General features: G+C 64.4%; 21 protein-coding genes. 13 read left to right on the plus strand and 8 right to left on the minus strand.

The genetic code is table 11. The features are described 5' to 3' along the window. Positions 1 to 16 precede the first annotated feature (16 nt). Positions 17 to 319: a hypothetical protein gene (locus VUN84_10425; GenBank protein ID XAS62752.1), complete on the minus strand. Its 303-nt coding sequence runs from the start codon at positions 317 to 319 to the stop codon at positions 17 to 19. A 208-nt stretch (positions 320 to 527) separates the two neighbouring features. Between VUN84_10425 and VUN84_10430 the strand changes: the two genes are divergently transcribed. Further along, entirely contained in the window at positions 528 to 1,586 is a 1,059-nt protein-coding gene (locus VUN84_10430) for a PDDEXK nuclease domain-containing protein (GenBank protein XAS62753.1), read from the plus strand. 125 nt (positions 1,587 to 1,711) lie between these two features. Beyond that, the gene (locus tag VUN84_10435; protein XAS65823.1) at positions 1,712 to 2,767 is read left to right on the plus strand and encodes a DNA polymerase IV; all 1,056 of its coding nucleotides are present in this window, start codon (positions 1,712 to 1,714) and stop codon (positions 2,765 to 2,767) included. A 56-nt stretch (positions 2,768 to 2,823) separates the two neighbouring features. On the opposite strand, the gene VUN84_10440 is transcribed toward VUN84_10435, so the two are convergent. The 3 genes from VUN84_10440 to VUN84_10450 all read right to left on the minus strand — a co-directional run bounded on the left by VUN84_10440 (position 2,824) and on the right by VUN84_10450 (position 4,517). Beyond that, the gene (locus VUN84_10440; GenBank protein XAS62754.1) at positions 2,824 to 3,201 is read right to left on the minus strand and encodes an STAS/SEC14 domain-containing protein; all 378 of its coding nucleotides are present in this window, start codon (positions 3,199 to 3,201) and stop codon (positions 2,824 to 2,826) included. Positions 3,202 to 3,334: 133 nt separating this feature from the next. Beyond that, the gene (locus VUN84_10445) at positions 3,335 to 3,724 is read right to left on the minus strand and encodes a DUF6221 family protein (protein XAS62755.1); all 390 of its coding nucleotides are present in this window, start codon (positions 3,722 to 3,724) and stop codon (positions 3,335 to 3,337) included. 277 nt (positions 3,725 to 4,001) lie between these two features. Beyond that, a complete protein-coding gene (locus tag VUN84_10450; GenBank protein XAS62756.1) occupies positions 4,002 to 4,517 on the minus strand; it encodes an NINE protein in 516 nt (171 codons plus the stop codon). Positions 4,518 to 5,070: 553 nt separating this feature from the next. Between VUN84_10450 and VUN84_10455 the strand changes: the two genes are divergently transcribed. The 7 genes from VUN84_10455 (at position 5,071) to VUN84_10485 (ending at position 11,814) form a co-directional block, all read left to right on the plus strand. Next, complete coding sequence (locus tag VUN84_10455; protein XAS62757.1) at positions 5,071 to 6,576, plus strand: phospholipase D-like domain-containing protein; 1,506 nt, start codon at positions 5,071 to 5,073, stop codon at positions 6,574 to 6,576. Between the two features lie 422 nt (positions 6,577 to 6,998). Continuing rightward, positions 6,999 to 7,439 (plus strand): hypothetical protein, encoded by a 441-nt coding sequence (locus VUN84_10460; protein ID XAS62758.1) that lies wholly within the window; start codon positions 6,999 to 7,001, stop codon positions 7,437 to 7,439. Positions 7,440 to 7,527: 88 nt separating this feature from the next. Beyond that, the gene (locus VUN84_10465) at positions 7,528 to 8,013 is read left to right on the plus strand and encodes a hypothetical protein (GenBank protein ID XAS62759.1); all 486 of its coding nucleotides are present in this window, start codon (positions 7,528 to 7,530) and stop codon (positions 8,011 to 8,013) included. 11 nt (positions 8,014 to 8,024) lie between these two features. Continuing rightward, a complete protein-coding gene (locus VUN84_10470; GenBank protein XAS62760.1) occupies positions 8,025 to 8,972 on the plus strand; it encodes a hypothetical protein in 948 nt (315 codons plus the stop codon). Then, positions 8,969 to 9,811 carry an oxygenase MpaB family protein gene (locus VUN84_10475; GenBank protein ID XAS62761.1) on the plus strand — a complete coding sequence of 281 codons (843 nt, stop codon included), beginning with the start codon at positions 8,969 to 8,971 and terminating at the stop codon, positions 9,809 to 9,811. Before VUN84_10470 ends, VUN84_10475 begins: the two co-directional genes overlap by 4 nt. A 125-nt stretch (positions 9,812 to 9,936) precedes the next feature. Beyond that, on the plus strand, positions 9,937 to 10,911 hold the full coding sequence (locus tag VUN84_10480) for an aldo/keto reductase (protein XAS62762.1): 975 nt from the start codon (positions 9,937 to 9,939) through the stop codon (positions 10,909 to 10,911). A gap of 171 nt (positions 10,912 to 11,082) precedes the next feature. Next, positions 11,083 to 11,814 carry a dienelactone hydrolase family protein gene (locus VUN84_10485; GenBank protein XAS65824.1) on the plus strand — a complete coding sequence of 244 codons (732 nt, stop codon included), beginning with the start codon at positions 11,083 to 11,085 and terminating at the stop codon, positions 11,812 to 11,814. Positions 11,815 to 11,898: 84 nt separating this feature from the next. Here the strand turns inward: VUN84_10485 and VUN84_10490 are convergent, their stop codons facing one another. Further along, on the minus strand, positions 11,899 to 12,657 hold the full coding sequence (locus tag VUN84_10490; protein XAS62763.1) for a glucose 1-dehydrogenase: 759 nt from the start codon (positions 12,655 to 12,657) through the stop codon (positions 11,899 to 11,901). Positions 12,658 to 13,007: 350 nt separating this feature from the next. Here VUN84_10490 and VUN84_10495 point away from each other — a divergent pair, with 350 nt between their 5' ends. Next, a complete protein-coding gene (locus VUN84_10495) occupies positions 13,008 to 13,379 on the plus strand; it encodes a type I restriction enzyme endonuclease domain-containing protein (protein XAS62764.1) in 372 nt (123 codons plus the stop codon). Between the two features lie 135 nt (positions 13,380 to 13,514). Here the strand turns inward: VUN84_10495 and VUN84_10500 are convergent, their stop codons facing one another. From VUN84_10500 to VUN84_10510, 3 genes are all read right to left on the minus strand, one after another. After that, entirely contained in the window at positions 13,515 to 13,913 is a 399-nt protein-coding gene (locus VUN84_10500) for a DUF898 family protein (protein ID XAS62765.1), read from the minus strand. Between the two features lie 93 nt (positions 13,914 to 14,006). Further along, positions 14,007 to 14,669, minus strand: a complete 663-nt coding sequence (locus tag VUN84_10505; GenBank protein ID XAS62766.1) for a hypothetical protein — start codon at positions 14,667 to 14,669, stop codon at positions 14,007 to 14,009. 45 nt (positions 14,670 to 14,714) lie between these two features. Further along, the gene (locus VUN84_10510; GenBank protein XAS62767.1) at positions 14,715 to 15,347 is read right to left on the minus strand and encodes a hypothetical protein; all 633 of its coding nucleotides are present in this window, start codon (positions 15,345 to 15,347) and stop codon (positions 14,715 to 14,717) included. Between the two features lie 235 nt (positions 15,348 to 15,582). Between VUN84_10510 and VUN84_10515 the strand changes: the two genes are divergently transcribed. Genes VUN84_10515 through VUN84_10525 form a run of 3 tightly spaced genes read left to right on the plus strand, consistent with a single transcriptional unit; the run spans position 15,583 to position 20,491 of the window. Then, complete coding sequence (locus VUN84_10515) at positions 15,583 to 17,646, plus strand: hypothetical protein (protein XAS62768.1); 2,064 nt, start codon at positions 15,583 to 15,585, stop codon at positions 17,644 to 17,646. After that, complete coding sequence (locus VUN84_10520; protein XAS62769.1) at positions 17,646 to 19,274, plus strand: class I SAM-dependent DNA methyltransferase; 1,629 nt, start codon at positions 17,646 to 17,648, stop codon at positions 19,272 to 19,274. The genes VUN84_10515 and VUN84_10520 overlap by 1 nt, the downstream gene beginning before the upstream one ends. Beyond that, the gene (locus tag VUN84_10525; protein XAS62770.1) at positions 19,271 to 20,491 is read left to right on the plus strand and encodes a restriction endonuclease subunit S; all 1,221 of its coding nucleotides are present in this window, start codon (positions 19,271 to 19,273) and stop codon (positions 20,489 to 20,491) included. The genes VUN84_10520 and VUN84_10525 overlap by 4 nt, the downstream gene beginning before the upstream one ends. Positions 20,492 to 20,675 lie beyond the last annotated feature (184 nt).

A 20,675-nucleotide genomic window follows, 5' to 3' on the forward strand; every position in this document is an offset into this window, starting at 1 on the left:
GGTGCTCTTTGCCGAATCAGGCGGGCGAGACCGCTGTCACCTTCGAACGGATGAACTCGTGGTCATCCTGGGACAGAACCGTCTCGCCGTGCTGCCCGCTGCCAAAATCCTCACCGGCCGACTTTGAGATAACTGCGGTGATGGTTCTCGGGAGGATCTGGCAGCCGGGGTTCTCCATCAACCACTTCCGCGTCACCGGGTCCAGGCTGTCCCAATAGTCTCTAATATGCATCTGGCGATGCCGCCTTCCTAATTGATCTGCGGTTCCGGGTGGAACATCGGCTTGCAGAGAAAGGACGTAGTGCTCGCCCCAGCTCACAGGCTAAGGCCTGCCCGTGCGGAACATTAGGGTCAAAATCCCCTAAGCTCGCCGGTGCCCGGCAGGTCGTGGATACCGGCAAGCTGGATGAATCCAAGAACCTGGCTGTGGCGGCCGCCGTCGGGTGCGCTGACCAGGCCTCCAAAATAACGTCGGTGCCTCCGGATAGGTTCAGGAAAACTGGACGCCCGGAAAGGAACGCATTTACATGTCATCACCTGCGTCATTTGAATCAACGCCGGCGAAGTCGAGCATGCCGGAATGGTATCCGGAGCTGCTGGCGTCTGTCGCCCACCAGATCGGCGGCGGCCGGTTCCGTGCGGTCGCAGCGGCCAATCAGGAACTCGTCCGGGCGTACTGGTCCATTGGGCAGGAACTTTTGGCGCGCGAGTCCCGGGAGGGCTGGGGATCAAAGGTTGTCACGCGGCTGTCCGCTGATCTCCGCGACCAGTTTCCGGAGTCACGGGGTTTCTCGCCCAGAAACTTGCGCTACATGAAGTCCTTTGCTGCCGCATGGCCTGACAGGGCAATGTTGCAGACGGCGTCTGCAACATTGCCCTGGAGCCACCACGTGTTGCTGCTGGAGAAGCTCGCAACCACGGACGAACGTCTCTGGTACATGGCTGCGGCTGTTGAGGAGGGGTGGTCCCGCAACGTCCTCTCCCACCAGATCGAAACACGGCTGCACGAACGCTCCGGCTACGCCATCAACAACTTCAAGGCGACCCTCCCGCCGTCGGCCTCGGAACTGGCCCGGCAGTCTTTCAAAGACCCGTACGTCTTCGACTTTGTGGCTATGACAGGAAAACGGAGTGAGCGCGAACTCGAGGGACAACTCGTGGATCACGTCGAGAAGTTCCTCCTGGAACTGGGGCAGGGTTTCGCCTTCGTAGGGCGGCAGTTTCGGTTGACGATCCGTGGGGACGAATTCTTCGCGGACCTGCTGTTCTTCAACTTCAGGCTGCGTTGCTTCGTGGTGGTGGAACTCAAGGCCACCGCCTTCAAGCCCGAGTATCTGGGCCAGATCAACATGTACATGTCAGCCGTCGACGATCTGCTGGCCCATCCGGACGACCATCCGACCATCGGACTGCTGCTGTGCAAGACTAAGAACAACGTGGTGGCTGAATACTCCCTGCGGGGGTTTTCGAAACCGATTGGGATTGCCGAATGGGAATCCGAAATCGTGGCCTCGCTCCCCAAGGAATTTGCCGCCACGTTACCCAGCATCAGCGAACTCGAAGCGGAACTTTCGCAGGGCACGTAACGGAATCGAAGCCACCCGCTTCATGGGCCGCCAGCCCACCATGCCCGTCTTTTGTTGAGCAGTCCAGTGCCGATGCTTGCCGGGGACGTTTAGGGCAGACTGGTGGCGTGAGCGCAATCCCATGGGTGTTGCATGTCGATCTGGACCAGTTCATCGCGGCTGTCGAAGTGCTGCGGCAGCCGGAGCTTGCGGGCAGGCCGATCATTGTCGGCGGCCGGGGCGACCCCACGGAACGGGCTGTGGTGTCCACCGCATCCTACGAAGCCAGGGCGTTTGGCGTCGGGTCCGGAATGCCCCTGCGCATCGCGGCCCGGAAAGTGCCCGACGCGGTAATCCTGCCCGTCGATCAGGAAGCGTACCTCGCGGCGTCTGAAACGGTGATGGCCACCCTGCGCGCGCAGCCCGGCGCCACGGTGCAGGTACTCGGCTGGGATGAAGCCTTTATCGGCATTGAGACAGAGGATCCGGAAGCCTACGCCCGGCAGGTGCAGGCCGCCGTCCTGGCGCAAACGCAGCTGCATTGCAGCGTGGGCATCGGCGATACCTTGGTCCGGGCCAAGGTCGCCACGGGTTTCGGCAAGCCGGCTGGCGTGTTCCGACTCACTGCCGGGAACTGGCTCGACGTCATGGGCAGCCGGCCCACGAAGGAGCTGTGGGGCGTCGGCACCAAAGTGTCCGGCCGGCTCGCCAAACTCGGCATCGACACCGTCGCCGAGCTCGCAGGCTCCGACCCCCACGACCTCATCCCGGAGTTCGGCCCCAAAATGGGTCCCTGGTACGCGGAGCTGGGACGCGGGGACGGCGCCAGCGCCGTGGACGACACGCCATGGGTTGCCCGCGGACACAGCCGGGAAACCACCTTCCAGCGGGACCTGACGGAGCCCGCCCAAGTGGACGACGCCCTGAGGGAACTAACAGCGCATGTCCTTGCGGATGTCATGGCGGAGGGACGGCCCGTCGTCGGGCTAACCCTCAAGGTTCGGTACGCGCCGTTCGTCACCAAGACCCACGCGCGGAAGATTCCCGAGACATTCGACCGGGACGAAATACTGGACCGGGCCCTGGATCTCGCAGCCGGACTGGAAGCGGGCCGTCCCATCCGGCTCCTTGGCCTGCGGGCCGAAATGGCCATGCCCGAGGACGCCCGACAAGGACACACGCCGACGCGCGGCGGTTGGTGACGGCGTTGCCCGTCAACGGCATGTCCCCCAGTGCGGCGGACTCCGGCCTCACGTTGCTAATCAGCCCGGACGAAGCCTGTTAACCAGGACATCGCGGCCGTCCTGGACGTAAAAAACTCGTGCGGATAACGCGTGTGCCGGCTCGTGGCGGCAGCAATGACCCGATCGACAGCACTGGATCCGAGCACTGCGATGGCCGGCACAGCTGTGCTTTTTGCGAACTCAAACCTGGCTGCGGCGCTGAACTCGACGTCGGTCATTTCAGAAAGCATCGGCATTGGGCGCCCGCCGGTGATGCGGTCCACAGCACGCATGGCGTCCTTGGCGTCGTCTACATCCACAAAGGAACCGGGACGCCAGAAGCTTTCGAGTATCCCTCCCCGGACAGTCAGGGAGTTCTTCCCATCAGCAGCGTCAATCCGTTCCGGCATCATTTGCCTGATCCTAGGCCGGAAGAGCGACGCTGCTGGACATCAATCCCGGCGTGGCCGTCACAGAATCGTTGAGTCCACGCTCCGGTGGCTTCGTCCCCGGTTTGCGAGCCGCTCTCAACGGTGGTTATGGACCTCACTGAGGCAAAGACTCATCGGAGACATCGCCGGGCAGCTCGGGCGACCAGCCGGCGTTGTAATCCGGGTGGTCCCGGTGGGAGCCGGCAAGAATGGTCAACATGGCCCGGCGGGCGACGGCAACCGTCCCCTCCGCCTCGCCGGGATCACTGATTCCTTCGGCGTCGGCCGCTTCCTTCCAGCTGTCGATGATGGCCCGTTTACGGGCGCACTCCTCGAGCATGAGCGCACGGAGGGAGGATTGGTCCATGTTTTCGTTTTCAGGGCCAACGGATCCTCCGGGTCTGAAGGACCCTTCCTGAAGGGCTGATTCCTGCTCGGCGATGCGCGCTTCGAGAAACTCAACAATGTCCATGGCCACCATCATGACATCTGCCGTTCTGTTCACCCGGGAGGCGTCCGTGCCCGGTCAGGATCGTTGCCGGTCGCACCGACGGCATCCAGGAAATGCTGTCCAACCTGCGTTGGCCCCGGGTATCGGCCTTCGATGCGCGGGTGACAGGCCAGGAATCCATCTGGAGTCCTCAGACGGGTCGGGATCCTGAACAGCAGAAGGGCGGCCGGACGAATCCGGCCGCCCTTCTGGATGGTGGGTGCTACTTGGTGTTCACCACATGCCAAAGAATGAGATCGTGCGCGTGGTCGGGGATGCAGTTTGGCGGGGATTAGTCGCGCAACGGAATACCGTGTGCGTCGGCGCGGAAGTAGGCTGAGCCGGCAATGATCATGATGCCTTCGACAACGCCCCACAGCCCGACAAGGCCGAAGGTGAAGACACCCAGAACGATCGTCAGGACGAGCTGAATAACCGCGATCTTGGTGAAGCCCAGATAGAAGCGGTGAATTCCGAGCCCGCCAAGAAAGATGCCCAGGAGCCCCGCGGCGATCTTCGATTTCGGCTGTGGATACCCGTAGGCCGGGTTTGGCATCGGCTGCCCCGGCTGATACTGCTGGGGCGACGGCGGATACCCCTGATACGGCTGCTGCCCACCGTACGGGTAGCCCGGCTGCTGCCCACCGTAGGGCTGCTGCGGGCCGGCCGGGTAGCCCGGCTGCTGCCCACCGTACGGCTGCTGCGGGCCAGCCGGTTGGCTGTACTGCTGACCTTGCTTCGGCGGTTCCGCGGGTGAATAGTAGCCTTCCGGAGGAAGGGCGTTGGGGTCGTGGGCGGGCTGGGTCATGATGGGGCCTTTCGATGGAGTGATGATGCAGCCCACGGCGTCCGGGCGGCAACACCATCAACGACGGCTTCCCCCAAGAATCCACGTGCCGCCATCATTCTGGCGGAAAAGGAACTGTTTAGTACGCAGAAACGCGACGCGGGTCCAAGTCGACGTGCGGCGCTTGTCGAGGTCATCGTCGCAGGCGGCTATTCCCGGGCGTCATCTGGCAATGGAATGGTTCGGGCCCTACAAGTAAAGTCACGACGGCCGTCTTGAACACTGTCGCCCCAGGTATCCGCAGTACGCGGATCGACCAGCAGACCGGACTGTTAACACGGACCGGGGATCCGCCGGTATCGGGCGTTTGTGACCCGGCAGACGCCATAAGCCAGCACGGTCGTAGGCTACTTTGGAGACCGGACACTAACGGCCTGTCCTCGGGCCCCGAAAGTAGGATTCAGTGGACACTGGCGCTGGTACGTGGTTTCTAAGTCGCACTGAGCGGGGAAATCCGGCCACGAACGTGCAACCCGGCGGCGCCGGGGCCCCGCCGTGGTCGGAGGGCAACCTTGTGCGGCCCCTGATTCACGGCGCTGCGTATTTCGCCCGGCTGCATGAGGAGCTGACGGCTCTGAAGGCCGGCGACCGTGTGTGGTTTACCGACTGGCGCGGAGATGCCGACGAGCTGCTGCGGCCGAATGGCCCGTCGATCGGCGACTTGCTCGCGGGAGTGGCCCGTGCGGGAGTGGAAGTGCGGGGCCTGGTCTGGCGATCCCATGGAGAACGCGTATCCGCCCCGATCAGCGGCCGATCCAACGAGCTCCTCAGCCGGCAGATCAACGACGCCGGCGGAGAGGTGCTGCTGGATCAGCGTGTACGCCTGTTCGGTTCCCACCACCAGAAACTCTTTGTCATCCGCCGTCGTGACGACCCCGCGCGGGACGTCGCTTTCGTTGGCGGGCTCGATCTGAGCCACAGCCGTCGGGACGACGCCGGGCACGCGGGAGACCCGCAAGCGGTGACGATGGATCCCCGGTACGGAAAACGTCCCCCGTGGCACGATGCCGCCCTCGAACTCCGCGGACCCGTGGTGGCGGATGTGCTGGCGGTGTTCGCCGAGCGGTGGAACGACCCCCATCCCCTGGACCGACGTACTCCGTACCGGATGCTGCTGCAACGTCTCGCCCGAATGCCCCGGCACCCCGAACCGCTCCCGGCCACCGCGCCCCCACCACCACCGGCCGGCCCTCATGCCGTGCAGCTGCTGCGCACCTACGGGGTAAAACATCCCCCGTTCCCGTTCGCGCCCCAGGGCGAGCGCAGCGTCGCCCGCGGATACGCCAAAGCCTTCGCCCGCGCCCGTTCGCTGATCTACATCGAAGACCAGTACCTGTGGTCAACCGAGGTTGCGGCCGGCATCGCTGAAGCCCTTGAGCGGAATCCCACACTGAAGGTTATCGCCGTTGTCCCCCGCTATCCCGACTCTGATGGGCCTCTCGCCGGGCCGCCCAGCCGCATCGGGCAACTGCGTGCCATCAGCATGCTGCAGCGGGCCGCACCCGGCAGGGTCGGCGTCTTCGATCTGGAGAACCGCTCCGGAACTCCGATCTACGTCCACGCCAAGGTCTGCATCATCGACGACAGGTGGTTTACCTGCGGCTCAGACAATTTCAACCGCCGGTCCTGGACCACCGACAGCGAGCTCACCTGCGCTGTCTTCGACACCGCTGCCGGCAGCCAGGAACCACCCGGCCCGGCGGACACCGGCCCCGGCGCCTCCCAGCCGTTGGCCCACGGGCTCCGGCTCCAGCTATGGGCAGAACACCTGGGTCTGGACGAGGACGATCCGCGGCTCCAGGACCCGGCGGAGGGGCTTGGACTCTGGAACGCCACCGCCGACGCTCTCGACCGATGGCATGCCACCGGCCGCAGCTCGCCCCGCCCCGCTGGACACGCCCGGCACCACATCCCGGAGCCGGTGTCAGCCCGCCAACGCCTGTGGGCGGTTCCCATCAGCCGCTTCATTGTTGACCCGGACGGACGGCCCCGCCGGCTGCGTGGCACTACTGAGTTTTAGGCAGGGAGTCCCTCTGCAATCAGAGTTGCTCGTTCTTTGCGGTGCAGCACGGAGGCCAGCAGGAGCGATTGCCGCTCTGATCCGGCGGCCAAGACGAAGGGCCCGGCAGTTCAGTTGCCGGGCCCTTCTTGGTAGCTGATAGCCGCGCCGGACCGCCCCCAATGGCTGTCCGGAGAACGGCGTCAGCTGGCTAGACCCACCCACGCTGTGAGGCGGTTTCCGCAGAGCTCCCGTGGTTCCTCAGTGCAAGCACCGGCGGCTGGTGTGACGTCGTCGGCGCAGTGTGACCCGGCCCAACCGGGAGAATTTTTGGACATGTCCAAGTTCTGTCATTCGAACAGTAGGCAAGAAAGTTAGACATGTCCAATCAAGTGATAGAGTCAGCTTCCATCCGCAGCCCAGCAAGCCTGAAAGGGGCCGACGTGAGCACCACACCGTCGAATGACTCCCCTCCCGGCGCTGACCTCGCTCGTAAACTGAACCTCCTGCTCGACTCGGCCGAGGCCGAAGGCCACAGGATCGCCTTCAATGACGTGCGCGATGCGATGGCCGACGCCGGCACTCCCATTTCGCGGGCGCGTTGGCATTACATGCGCGCCGGGACGGGCCCCGCAGTCAAGAAGGCGGATCTCCTGCGGAACCTCGCCGCCTTCTTCGGCGTCAACAGTGATTACCTGCTCACCGATCAGGAAGAACTCCCCGAACGGGTCGAAGCTCAGCTCGAGCTCCTGGCCAGCATGAAAGCGGCCAAAGTCCGCAACTACGCGGCACGTCAGCTCGACGGACTTTCCCCGGAAACCCTGCTTCAGATCAGGGACCTCATCGACGAACATCTAGCGAATCCCCCCTCAACGGACGCTTGACAGCACGTTCAGCCGCCGGGCTGATACGATCCAGCTCTGAAGGCCGGGGGACCTTCAAAGACCACCCAACCACCCAAGGATTTCTCGCATGGATTACAGTGCCGCGCGCGCCCGCGCCCGGGCCGCGGAGGAGCTTCTCGCTCTCCAGGAGCCGGTCTCGGTGGGCTCGATCAAGGCGCACCTCGAGGATTCCCGCGGCCGCCGGATCCTGATCGAACCGATCAAGAACACGCCGACGGATAAAGTGTGCGGGCTGTGGTTTGGCCTGGACGACGTCGACCTCATCCTCCACGCACAGGGGGCCTCGGAAATCCACCGCCAACAGATCATCCTGCACGAATTCGCCCACATGATCCTCCGTCACCACCAGGAGGAAGTTCCCCACGACAACGCCCGAATTTTCTTTCCCGACCTCGATCCGGAACGCGTCGTGACGGCCCTAAAACGGACGGACTTCTTCGACGAGTTTGAAGTCACCGCCGAAATCCTCGCCGACCGGCTGGCTGCCAGGATCCGGAGCTCCCGGATAGGGCTCAGCGTCCAGCCGGGCAACTTCGGTGCGGTCTTCGGATGATTCAGCTGCTCATGGCTGCAGCGCTGTTCATCCTTGCAGCTGCCCGCATCCCGGCACTCCGCCGCAATGGTCACGACACTGTCTTCCTGGCCGCCGTTTTTGCCGGGGTCTCCTCCGTGTTGATCCATCCGGCCGTCTACCTTGTCGTGGACTTCGCGGTCGGCGGCATCAATCTGACCAAGCTGGCGCTGAACTCGTTCATGATCGTCGGCCTCTGGTATCTGCGCACCGCCGTCCTGAACGCTGTTAGCCCGGCCTCCGGCTCCCGCTCCCCCTGGCTGACCCGGATGCCGCTCATCGCCGCGCTGGTCCTCCAGGCCATCTTCTTCGTCCTCACCGGACCGACGACGTCGACCACCGAGTGGGGCTACCAATACCACGACCGCTTTGCCGGGGCGCTGTTCTCCATGACGATGATCGTCTTCATCGCGTGGTCCTGCGCCGAGATCGCCGGGACGTGCTTCCGATACATTCCGAGGATGCGCCGATCCTTTAAGATCGGCTTCATCATGGTCGGCGTGGGCAGCCTCATCAGTACCCTCGTCATGCTGAAGATGACCCAGGAAGTGCTCGCGCTCTTCGTCACCCCGCTGGCCATCTTTGGGACCCAGAACTTCCCGTTCGCCCCGGCAGAGATGCTCGCCATCGTTCTCGTTGGGCTTGGTCTCACGATCCCCGCCCTGGCAGGACGCACGGAACGCGCACAGCGCGCCCTGCGTCTCCAGGAAACCGTCGCCAGGGTCTCTGCCATCCGGGAACGGTCCCTGCAGAGTGCCGACATGGACCGCATCCTCAAAATCCCGGCACTCGCTACCCCGCAGGAGCGGCTGCACCGCATGATCGTGGAAATATGGGATGCAGAACTCGCGGCCGGGTCAGGCAAAACCATGCTGACTCCCGAAGACCGGGAGTACGTGCTGCTGGTCGAATCCGACTTTGCGCTTGAAGGAACCCCGTGAACACTGCGCTGCATCCCACCCGGCTGGCCCGACCGTCCGGGGATGACCTGTACGGCATTTACCGCACCATGGTCCTGTACGACTTCCAGAAAGAAATCCACGCAGGTTTCTTTGTCTCGTATTACCGCAACTTCGCGATCCCTTCCATCGCACGGACCCTGGCATCCCGCGGTGAGCTGAAGGCCCGGCCGCTGAAGCGCTCCTACGACACAGGCATCGTCATCCACGAGATCATCACCAACGGTTTCGACAGCGAACGCGGCCAGGCCATGACGGAGCTGCTGCGCCGGGTCCACGCCGGCGTTCCGGGCTCCGGAGAGGACTTCCTCTACGTCCTCATGACGCTCCTGGTTCTGCCGTTACGCTGGGTGGACCAGCATGGATGGCGCAAGCTCACCCCTCTGGAGGAAGAAGCCGCGGTCGCGTTCTACGCCGAACTCGGCCGGCGCATGGGCCTGGACCCCGCACCGGCCTCCCTCGCCGCAGCCGGTGCTTTCCTGGACAACTACGAGGAGCGCCATCTGGGGCCAAGTCCGGAAGGAACCGAGCTGCTCGGCGCCACCGTTGCTGCGCTCGAGAACCGCATCGCCAAACCCCTCCAGCGGCTGACCCCGGTCATTCTGGCCCTGATGATGGATAAGCCCAGGGTGGCGGTGGCGCTGGGCCTTAAACCCTCGCCGGCGTGGTTGAAGGCCACCTTCAATGCTGTCCTGCGGATCAAGGCGCTTCGGGCACGGCGCGCGCCGTTGCCCACCGAACCATCCTTCACCCCCGGCGGCCGGATGTCTGCCTACCCCAATGGCTACACCCTGGATCAGATCGGGCCGGCGGCAAAGTAGCGTCCGCAGTGACGTCGGGATCGGCCGGAACCCCGTGTGTGCGCTCACCGGTGGCCAATCCTCACATAACGTGGGGTGAGGGCCGCAGCCGGGTCCGGGACCGTAACTTCTGACGGAGGACGAACGTGGATTACATCAAACTCGGAAATACCGGCATGGACATCTCGCCGCTGGCCCTGGGGTGCATGACGTACGGGGACCCGGACCGGGGCCCGCATCCCTGGACGCTGCCGGAGGACCAGAGCCGGCCGCTGATCCGCCAGGCCGTGGAGGCGGGCATCAATTTCTTTGACACCGCCAACGTGTACTCCAACGGCTCGAGCGAGGAAATCATGGGCCGGGCCCTGGCCGATTTCACCCGCCGGGACGAAACCGTCATCGCCACGAAGGTGCACGGCGCCATGCGGCCGGGCCCCAACGGGCGGGGCCTCTCACGCAAGGCCATCTTCGCCGAACTTGATGCCAGCCTCACCCGGCTGGCCACGGACTACGTGGATCTGTACCAGATTCACCGCTGGGACCCCGCGACGCCGATCGAGGAGACTCTGGAAGCCCTTCACGACGTCGTTAAGGCCGGCAAGGTCCGCTACATCGGCGCATCCTCGATGGCCGCCTGGCAGTTCAGCAAAGCGCTGTACCTGCAGCAATTAAACGGCTGGACCCGTTTCGTCACCATGCAGGACCACTACAACCTGGTCTACCGGGAGGAGGAACGCGAAATGTTCCCTCTCTGCGCGGACCAGAAAATCGGGGTGCTGCCTTGGAGTCCGCTGGCCCGCGGGAAGCTCACCCGGGACTGGGACGAGAAAACCAACCGCTCGGAGAAGGATGAGTTCGGTAAGACGCTCTACACCACTGAGGAAAGCGACAGGGCGGTCGCCGAAGCCGTGCGCGTCATCGCCGGGCGCCGCAGAGTGTCCCGCGCCCAGGTCGCCCTGGCCTGGGTCCGCTCCAACAGCGTGGTCAGCGCGCCGATTGTCGGTGCGAGCAAGCCGGGGCATCTCCAGGACGCCGTCGCCTCGCTGGACCTGACGCTCACCCCTGAGGAGAAGACTGAGTTGGAAAGTCCCTACGTCCCGCACGCGGTCGCCGGATACTGAGGCGGTTGACGAGGGTGACCACCCCCGCCAGGTCAGCATCGAGCAGGCGCTGATCAAGGAGGAGAAGGGCCACCTTTGGCGTCCCCGGATGCAAGACTATGGGGACACGACACCCATGACCCAGGAGTGAACATGGCCAGGAAATCCGCGAGCCGGGGCCACGCCCCGGACATGGACCGGCACAACGTAGACCTTAGCGAAGCCAGCGTCGCCGCAGGCGGATCGCCCCGGCTCCGCGGGTATTTGGCGGAGCCGGAAGGGGAGGGACCATTCCCGGCGCTGCTGATGGTCCATGAGGTCTTCGGCCTCGACGACATAACAGTCCGTCACGCCGGGCGGATGGCAGCTGCGGGGTATCTGACTTTGGCCGTGGATCTGTTCAGCGACGGAGGGGCGCGCCGCTGCCTCGTGTCGACCATGCGGTCCCTGTCGGCCGGAGAGGGGCGCGCCTTCACCGACCTGGCGACGGCCCGGCAGTGGCTGTTGGATTCGGGCCGCAGCACGGGAAAAGTCGGCGTCATCGGCTTTTGCATGGGCGGCGGGTTTGCCCTGCTGCTGGCCAATGACGGCTTCGACGCCGCAGCTGTGAACTACGGCCGTCTGCCCAAGGACCCTGAATCCGCTTTGGCCGGCGCCTGCCCGATTGTTGCCAACTACGGTGCCAAGGACCGCGGCCTTCGCGGTGCAGCGGCACAGCTTTCTTCGGTACTCGAAGAACTGGGTATTGAGCACGACGTCCGGGAATTCGAGACCGCAGGGCACGCTTTCCTGAACGACGAGGAAGCCGGGCCCAGGCCGCTGCGCCCGTTGCTTCGCGTCCTCGGCGTCGGGCCGGATCCGCAGTCCTCCCCTGAGGCCTGGCGCCGTATCGAGGACCATTTTGACCGGCATCTGAAGGAATAGTTTTATCGAGCTCCGGTGTGACGCCGCTTTGGCGGGGGCCCGTCAACGCGGCGTCACCCGGGCACGGGGCCGGCTGCCTTTTCGTCAGACGGCAGTGTAGCCCCCGTCGATCAGGTAGTAACTTCCGGTGACGAATGACGCCTCTTCGGAGAGCAGGAAACAGACGACGTGGGACACCTCCTCGGACGTCCCGAGCCGTCCGAGGGCGTGCTTGTCTGCGAGGGCATCCATCACCTCCGGGGTCAGGTTGTTCTCCAGAAGCGGTGTCCTGATGTACCCGGGGCCCACGGAGTTAATCCGCAGGCCCTGGAGGCCGTATTCAGCAGCGGCGTTCTTTGTGATGCCGACGACACCGTGTTTGGCGGCGGTGTACGCTCCGTTGCCCGGGGCAGCTACAGTGCCGTGGATCGAGGCCATGTTCACAATGGCGCAGTTCCGGGCGCCGGCCTTGAGCATCTGCGGGATTTGGTAGCGCATTCCGTAGAGTACGCCGTTGAGGTTTATGCCGATGACCTTGTCCCACTCGTCCAAGTCTGTTTCGCCGGCCGGGGCGGGCTTGCCCCCGATTCCGGCATTGTTGACCGCGAGGTGCAAGCCACCGTAGGTATCGACGGCGTAACGTACCACCATCTCGGAATCCTCTTTCTTAGCGGTGTCCTGCTGAACCGCTGAAGCAATCCCGCCTGCGTCGGTGATTTCTTTGACGACGCGCTGCGCGGCATCGAGATTGATGTCTGTGACGACCACGCTCGCGCCTTTGCCAGCGAGCTCCTTACTGATCGCTTCGCCGAGGCCTGAGCCTCCCCCGGTAATGAGCGCCACTTTGTCCGTGAACTGAGCCATCTTGTTCCCCTCGGGTCCACACCGTAGAGAGTCTGCGGTGACCACGGTTCACGCTACCGTTCCGCCCTTGCCCGGGGAAGCCCGGGCGCGGCAAAGCCAACCGGCAGCCAAGCGATTCAGGACGGCGTCACCGGCTCTCGCTCGCCCGCTGGACTGGGCACTTCCCTTGAAACCTTCACCACCAACACCCCCGGACGCGCTAACTTTTCGGTTAGGCCGACGTTTGAGCCGGCGTCTAGGCCGTAAGACCACGTCGCGCTGAGGTGCCCCCGGGATTCGCGCGGGGTGCCCGCCCAAAGGAGGGATGCAGGACGATTCGCCGAGTTCAGTCCTGGATCTGCGGTAGGCCGGTGTACCGCGCCGACAGCAAAGAGGCCCCGCACCCCGAATGGTGCAAGGTCATTGCGGAGCTGGTGGAGCTCGCGCGGGAGATTGCTTTGGACGGCAACTGCGGCGCGGGCTTCACTCCGCCGCTGCACGCCGACGAACTGGCCTTCGACGACGCTGTGGCTTCGAATGCATCAGCCGTGGAGGTCCCTGGCAAAGGCGTACTGCCTGACATTGCCCGCGAGTCGGTGTCGGTGATGCGCCGCAGCGTCCGGACTGACTGGACTGTCCGCGATGACGTCCGCGCCAGGCTCCGGACCTCGATCGAGCAGCTCCTCGTGCGCTTCGGGCCAGGTCCCCTCTCCCCACGGATAGGCAAGATGGTCCTATTCTGATTTCCGAAGGGCAAGCACCGCGCCCATCGGTAAAACTGGGTTGGGCAGAAGGGGGCTGTTTCCACGGTCGAAATATTCCCAGTGCCTGTGCCATCAAAAAGCCCTGCACCCCCAGGGGTGCAGGGCCGTTACTGACTAAGCGAAGACGGTCTTTTCGACCTTCCACTGCATCAGTCGCGGGTAGACCCAGAAGGTGTAGATGCCCAGCGTGATGATGCTCAGGAGCGCCCATTTGATCCACAGTCCGAAGATGCCCCACCCGGTGCCGACGAAGAGGAGCTGCCGGCCGTGAAGATAGGTGTTCTTGGCCCGCCATCGCTCCACGAGGACAAGGGCGAACGGGTAGCAGATTCCAATGGTGCAGATCGTAATCAGCACGCCGAGAATCTGGGTGCCGAACCAGGATGCGGCCCCGCCACGGAACTGATAGATCTGGGCCACAGGGACGGCCCCGGCGCCGCTGGCCACTATGGTTCCGGCGTCTGCGGCGGGCATCTGCCCAGATGGCGACACGTGCTCTTTGTTGATGCTCAAGGAATCCCCCAATTGATAACGCGAAAGTGAACAGTTGAACAGTAAGGGTCGAGAGGGAGCCGGGCGCCCCCCGGACACGGCTCCTCAGTCGCACTACCCCGGGATCTGGATCCGTGCGGCTTCCTGCATCAGCGGGGTGGAGATCATCACGGTCGAAGCACCGGCCGCGGTGTCGAAGGCAATGAACCCCCGGGTCTTGTCACCCGGCAGAACGTCGCCGGAGCCAAGCTGGTTGTCCGCAAAGAGGTTCAGATCGGCTTTTCGCCCGTTGGAGTCCTTGGCCGAGAAGTAGAACGGGTTGGAGCTGGTTTTGCCCGTCTCCGTTTCCCACAGGACGTCCAGGAGCAGGTAGCTTCCACTCTTGGGTGCCGCCGCGAAGGCAGTAGTCGTCACAGCGTCCGTGCGGACGGCAGAGACAATCGTGATCTTCGCGACGTTGCCGTTGCCCATCTTGACGCTGAACGGAGCGCCGACGGCGGGTCCGGCAGGCGCCGCCGGTGGAGCAACCGGGGCAGCCGGCGTTGCGGCCGGCGCAGCAGCTGCCGAAGAAGCAGGTGCCTCTGCCGCAGGAGCTGAGGTCGCGGCCGCCGGCGAGGCATCGCTGGCCTGCTTGGAGCCCCCGGAACACGAGCCCAGGGCCATGCCCAGCACCAGGACTCCGGCCGGGATAAGGAAACGCTTCTTTTTGAAGAACGGCCGCGGCTGAGGCGCTGCAAGCGCAGTGGTCAAGGGCTGTTCCGAAAGTTCGTGGGACATGTGGTGCCTTTCCAAGGTGAATGAATGATGCGAGGCGTGGAACTGTTACTGCTTTTCCCACTTGCCGCAGCGGCTGGACTTGAAGTCCTGCCCGCCGGAGAGCGCCACTGAGGGCCGGCCGCCGCCGGGGAGATCGTTGTCAATAATGGTGCTGCCGTTGCTTCCGGTCGCGTAGATGCCCCAGTAGCAGGAGGATTCGACGTCGGCAGTGGCCCGGTAGGTGCCGGCCTCAAGGTCCTTGCCGACCGTCCAGGTGCCGTCGGCGATGGTGTTGGCCGCCTTGGTCTTCTCGGCGCCGGTCACCGCCTCTTCGCGTTTTTTGACGGCCGCATCGGCGGTCTTGACGGCCGCATCTACCTTGCCAACCTCAGATTCCCTGGCCGTGAGCTTCGCTTCGCGGGCAGCATTGCCGTTCTGAAGGGTGTCGTACTTCGACTTCACCGACTGGTAGTTGGACTGAGCCGAGTCGCGCTCAGACTTCGCAGCGGCTTCCTCCCCCGCCAGCGCCACGTAGGCGTCGCTGGACCTCGGGTCAGGCAGCGTCGTGCCGAGCACCGTTCCACCGGCCAGGAGCGCGATGGCGGCGACAGCCAGCAGGGCCCGCTTCTTGCGCGCCGGCTCTAACTTCTCCAGCAACGGCGTCTCGTCCGTTCCGTGGCCCGTGACGGAGTTCAACATGATCTCGTCCTCTCTTTGCTGTAGCTACTGAGCGGCGGCGGGATACCGGTCCCCCAATGCGTGGTTCCCCGCCGCCGTCGCAGCATCGGAGGATTCCCTCGGCGCTGCAGAACCGAAGCTACGGGGGCCCTGCACCAGCACGACAAATAGACACTGATAACCCCCCTTATCAGTGCTTCAGCAGGAATGTCACCACATCCCGTTAGGCTTGGGGCGACGTCGTAAGGAGACGCACATGACCAAAGCAGAAGCCCTGCGTATGACCCTTTCCGACGTCGCCGCACTGGCGCAGGTCCAGCGGCCCGTCGTCTCCATGTGGCGCAAACGCAGTGCCGGGTCAGCTCACCCGTTTCCCGAGCCCGGCGCGCTGGATAGCGGCCGTGAACTGTTCGACGCCGATCAGGTCGCCGGCTGGCTGGATGCAACCGGACGCGGCAACAACCCTGATGCCGTGAACGACGCCGCCGCTTTCGCCCGCATACCCGTAACGGCGGCCGGCGGCGTCGAAGGGAACACCCTGGCTGCCCTCACCGCCCTCCTGACTCTCAAGGCCATGACAGGAGCCGGGATTGGAACCCTGACCACAGCTGAGCTGCTGGACGCCGCGGACGAGTGCGACCCCGATGATGTGTTTCTTTACTCGGAACTGGAGGCCCAGGGCGCGTCGCTCGCTGCTACGGCAGCGTTCGCGGACCGGCTGGTGGACAGCGCCTACAACGCACCTGCCGCCTTTGAACAGCTTTTGGCCGCCCGGTTCCGGGCGGGGCTGCGGGAGCACGCGGATACGGCCCTTACGGAATCTGCCGTGGAGCTTATCGCCGCCGCGGCGGTCGAACTCTCCGCGGTGCTGGGCGGGAGTCCCGTCTTTGCCGACTCCACCCGCGGCGGCAGCGACCTCCTGATGGGCGTCGTGCACGCTTCCGGCGAGGGTGCCCCCGTCACCTTTCTGACAGCGGACGACGACGGCGGCGCCGGCCGGCTAGTGCGTCGCCGCCTGCGCGTCCATGGTGTGGACTCCGGACAGATCCTTGTCGAGACCAGCGGCGAATTCGCCATGCATGGAGCCGTGGTCCATGTGGCGCAGTACCCATCCCCCGGCCAACCAGGCATGGACGCCACCCAGATTCTTTCCGCGGTGGAACACCTTGTCCTCCAGATGGACGACCAGCAGCGGGCGGTCATCATTGCCCCGGCACGTGTTCTCTGCGATATTCCGCTGGCCGCCGGGGCCGCGGGCTTGCGTTCGGGGCTGCTGCGCACCGGCCGGGTACGTGCCATTGTCCGGCTGCCCCAGGGCCTACTGCGGTCCAAGCCCCGCGAAGCGCAGGCGCTGTGGGTGCTGGGACCGTCGTTCGCAAAAGTACCGATTGCGGAACGCTGGACCATGGCGGCGGACCTCAGCGCCTGTGCCCTCACCGACGACGTGAGGCAGGACCTGGTGAGCGACATGGTCGCCTCTATGGGTAACCGCGCCACCGTGCGCGCCCACTCCTTCAGGTTTGCCCGACTGGTCCAGACCCGTCTGCTGCTGGCCGCCCGGACATCCCTCGTGGCAGCTCATCACCCCGGGCCGGCTCCGAGTTCCGGCGGCGCGGAGGCTGTCCTTCGCGTCGAGGAACTGGTGCGTCTGGTCGGAGCCGGAGGACCGAAGCCATCAGCTGACATGGCCGTTCTCCCGGGAGGTCCAGCCACGAAGGCCCAGCCCGCTGCAGTCCAGGGACTTCTGGCCGCCGGCACCCTGAAATACATCAAGGGGAACCGGATTGTCGATGCGGACCTGGCGCCGGGCGGCACCACACGGGTCCTGGGGCCGGCCGAGCTGCTCCACCCGCACACCGCACCTACCCGGTACATCAGTTTGCTGAAGTTCGCCGCCAGCAACCCCGGGGGCAGGCTCACCGAGCCCGGCGACGTCGTGTTCTGCACCAGCCCGCGGCCGGCGGCCACGGTCGACGCTGACGGCGGCTCCGCCGTCGTGTTCCCCGCGAGGGTGCTGCGGATCGACGCAGGGGACCCCGGCGGGCTGCTGCCCGACGTCGTCGCCGCGGACATCAACGCACTGTCCGGCAGGGACAAGGTCTGGCGGCACTGGCAGCTGCGCCGCGTGCCGGACGCCCAGCGGAAGAAGCTTGCCGAAACGCTCGCCCGGCTGCAACACGGGCAGCATCTGGCCCGCGAACGCCTCAAACGGCTGGAGGAACTCGCTACCCTGATTACGGACGGCGTAGCGGGCGGAAGCCTCACCATGACAGACCCCAGCACTAAGCTCGCCGAACCACAGACCGAAGGAACCCAGTAATGCCCCCGAAATTAAAGGTGGACCTCGCCCCGTCCACCATGAAGGAACTCAAGGACACCCTCTGGAAGGCCGCGGACAAGCTGCGCGGCTCCATGGACGCCTCCCAGTACAAGGACGTCATCCTTGGCCTGGTGTTCCTGAAGTACGTCTCGGATGCCTTCGAGGAGCGGCGCACCCAGATCGTCACGGAGCTGGAAGCCGACGGCCTCAACGAGGACCAGATCGCCCAGCTGATCGACGACGTCGACGAATACACCGGCCGCGGCGTCTTCTGGGTCCCGGCCCGGGCCCGCTGGGACTACCTCGCGGAGAACGGCAAGGGCCTCGCCGCCGCCATGGGCGAAGCGCCGAAGAGCATCGGCCAGCTGATCGACGAGGCCATGGACCTCATCATGGGCGCCAACCCCACGCTGGCCGCCACGCTCCCCCGCATCTTCAACCGCGACAACGTGGACCAGCGCCGCCTCGGCGAGCTCCTGGACCTGCTGAACTCGGCCCGGTTCACCGGCCAGGGCGTCAGCAAGGCCCGCGACCTGCTCGGCGAGGTCTACGAGTACTTCCTGGAAAAGTTCGCCCGGGCCGAGGGCAAGCGCGGCGGCGAGTTCTACACCCCCGCAGGCGTGGTCCGGGTCCTCGTGGAGGTACTGGAACCCAACCGTGGGAGGGTTTACGATCCCTGCTGCGGCTCGGGTGGCATGTTTGTCCAGACCGAGAAGTTCCTGGAGCACCACCAGAAGGAAGGCTCGGACATCTCGGTCTATGGCCAGGAGCTCAACGAGCGCACCTGGCGGATGGCCAAAATGAACCTCGCCATCCACGGCCTCAACGCCAACCTCGCCTCCCGCTGGGGCGATACCTTTGCCCGGGATCAGCACCCCGAGCTGACCGGCACCAACGGCGCGGACTTCATCATGGCCAACCCGCCCTTCAACATCAAGGACTGGGCCCGCTCCGAATCCGATCCTCGTTGGAAGTACGGTGTCCCCCCGGCCGGCAACGCCAACTACGCCTGGATCCAGCACATCATCTCCAAGCTCGCTCCCGGCGGCAGCGCCGGCGTGGTCATGGCCAACGGCTCCATGTCCTCCAACTCCGGCGGCGAGGGTGAGATCCGCGCCCAGCTCGTCGAAGCAGACCTCGTCTCCTGCATGGTGGCGCTGCCCACCCAGCTCTTCCGTTCCACCGGAATTCCGGTGTGCACCTGGTTCTTCGCCAAGGACAAATCGGCAGGTTCGAAGGGCTCCGCCGACCGCACCGGCCAGGTACTGTTCATCGACGCCCGCAACTTGGGCTACATGGTGGACCGCGCCGAGCGCGCCCTGTCGGACGAGGACATCGCCAAGATCGCCGGCACCTACCACGCCTGGCGCGGCACGTCCTCCGCCGTTGAAGAAGATCTGACGTACGACGACGAGCCCGGCTTCTGCTATTCGGCCACGCTTGCGGAGATCAAGGCCGCCGACTACGCACTGACGCCCGGACGGTACGTCGGGGCGGCGGACGTCGAGGACGACGGCGAGCCCATTGAGGAGAAGATCGCCCGGTTGTCGAAAGAGCTGTTCGAGCAGTTCGACGAGTCCGAGCGGCTGGCGGCTGTTGTGCGCGAGCAGTTGGGGAGGGTTTCGTGAGCGAGCGGCGTGTCACGACGCTTGGCGCCCTCTGCTCAGAAGGCGGCGGAGGGATACAGACTGGACCTTTTGGGAGCCAGCTTCACGCATCCGACTATGTACTTTCGGGTGTACCGAGTGTGATGCCGCAAAATATTGGTGACAACGTCATCAGCCAGAGCGGCATCGCCCGAATCCAAGAGTCTGATGCTCTCCGACTGGCTAAATACCGTTTGAGAGACGGCGATATCGTCTACTCGCGTCGTGGTGACGTTGAGAAGCGCGCACTGGTTCGACGGGAGAATGACGGTTGGCTGTGCGGTACCGGTTGTCTTCGAGTGAGGCTCGGGGACCAATCCCCCCACGATCCTGCTTTTCTTTCGTATCTCCTCGGAACGGAGGACTCTCGGGAATGGATAGTGCGCCACGCAGTCGGTGCCACCATGCCCAATCTCAATACGTCGATTCTCTCGGCTGTCCCCCTCACGGTGCCCGAACCTCGTGTGCAGCGGGCGATTGCGGAGGTGCTGGGCGCCCTCGACGATAAGATCGCCGCCAACACCAAGCTCGTTCAGACCTCCGCAGCCCTGACTCAAGCGATGTTCTCCTCGGCTGTCGCCACATCCTCAGAGGAATCCGTTCTCTCGGAAATCACCGAACTTCTCAGCCGCGGCATTACGCCCAAGTATTCTGACGACAACGACGCAACCGTCATCCTGAACCAGAAGTGCGTCCGCGGGCAGCGTGTAGATCTGGACCCGGCTCGGCGGACACTTTCCGTCAAAGTCCGTGAAGACAAACTCCTGAAATTGGATGACGTCCTTGTGAACTCGACGGGACAAGGAACGCTCGGCCGGGTTGCACGATGGACTCACCATGAGAATGTCACGGTCGATTCGCACATCACCATCGTCAGGTTCGACCGAAACAAAGTTGATCCTGTATGTGCGGGAGTGGGTCTCCTCGGCTTGCAGCAGACCATCATCGAAATGGGTGAAGGCAGCACTGGACAAACAGAACTGTCGCGAGTCGAACTCGGAAAACTTCGTATAAGGCTTCCGGATTTCGAAACTCAACGGGCCCTCGGCCGTCGGTTCGCTTCGATGGCGAATATGGAGCGAATAAACCTTGAGGAGAACCGTCGCCTGGCAGCCACCCGTGATGCCCTTCTCCCCCAACTCATGTCCGGCAAGCTCCGGGTCCGGGAAGGAGAAACGCTGGTGGCAGCGGCGGTCTGAGGGTCCGCTCACCGTCGGTGCCCGCCGATACATTCGTAGTGAAATGACCGCTCAGAGGAGATGGCCCGGTCAAATCGCTGCCCGAAGAATTCGCTTCAACGCTGCCCCAGTATCACCGACCTCGAAGCCGAGCTTTCAGACGATGCCTCGAAGTGATCCCTCGCGGAATTACTTAGCGTGGCTA

The organism is Micrococcaceae bacterium Sec5.8 (genome assembly GCA_039636775.1).
Lineage (GTDB): Bacteria > Actinomycetota > Actinomycetes > Actinomycetales > Micrococcaceae > Arthrobacter.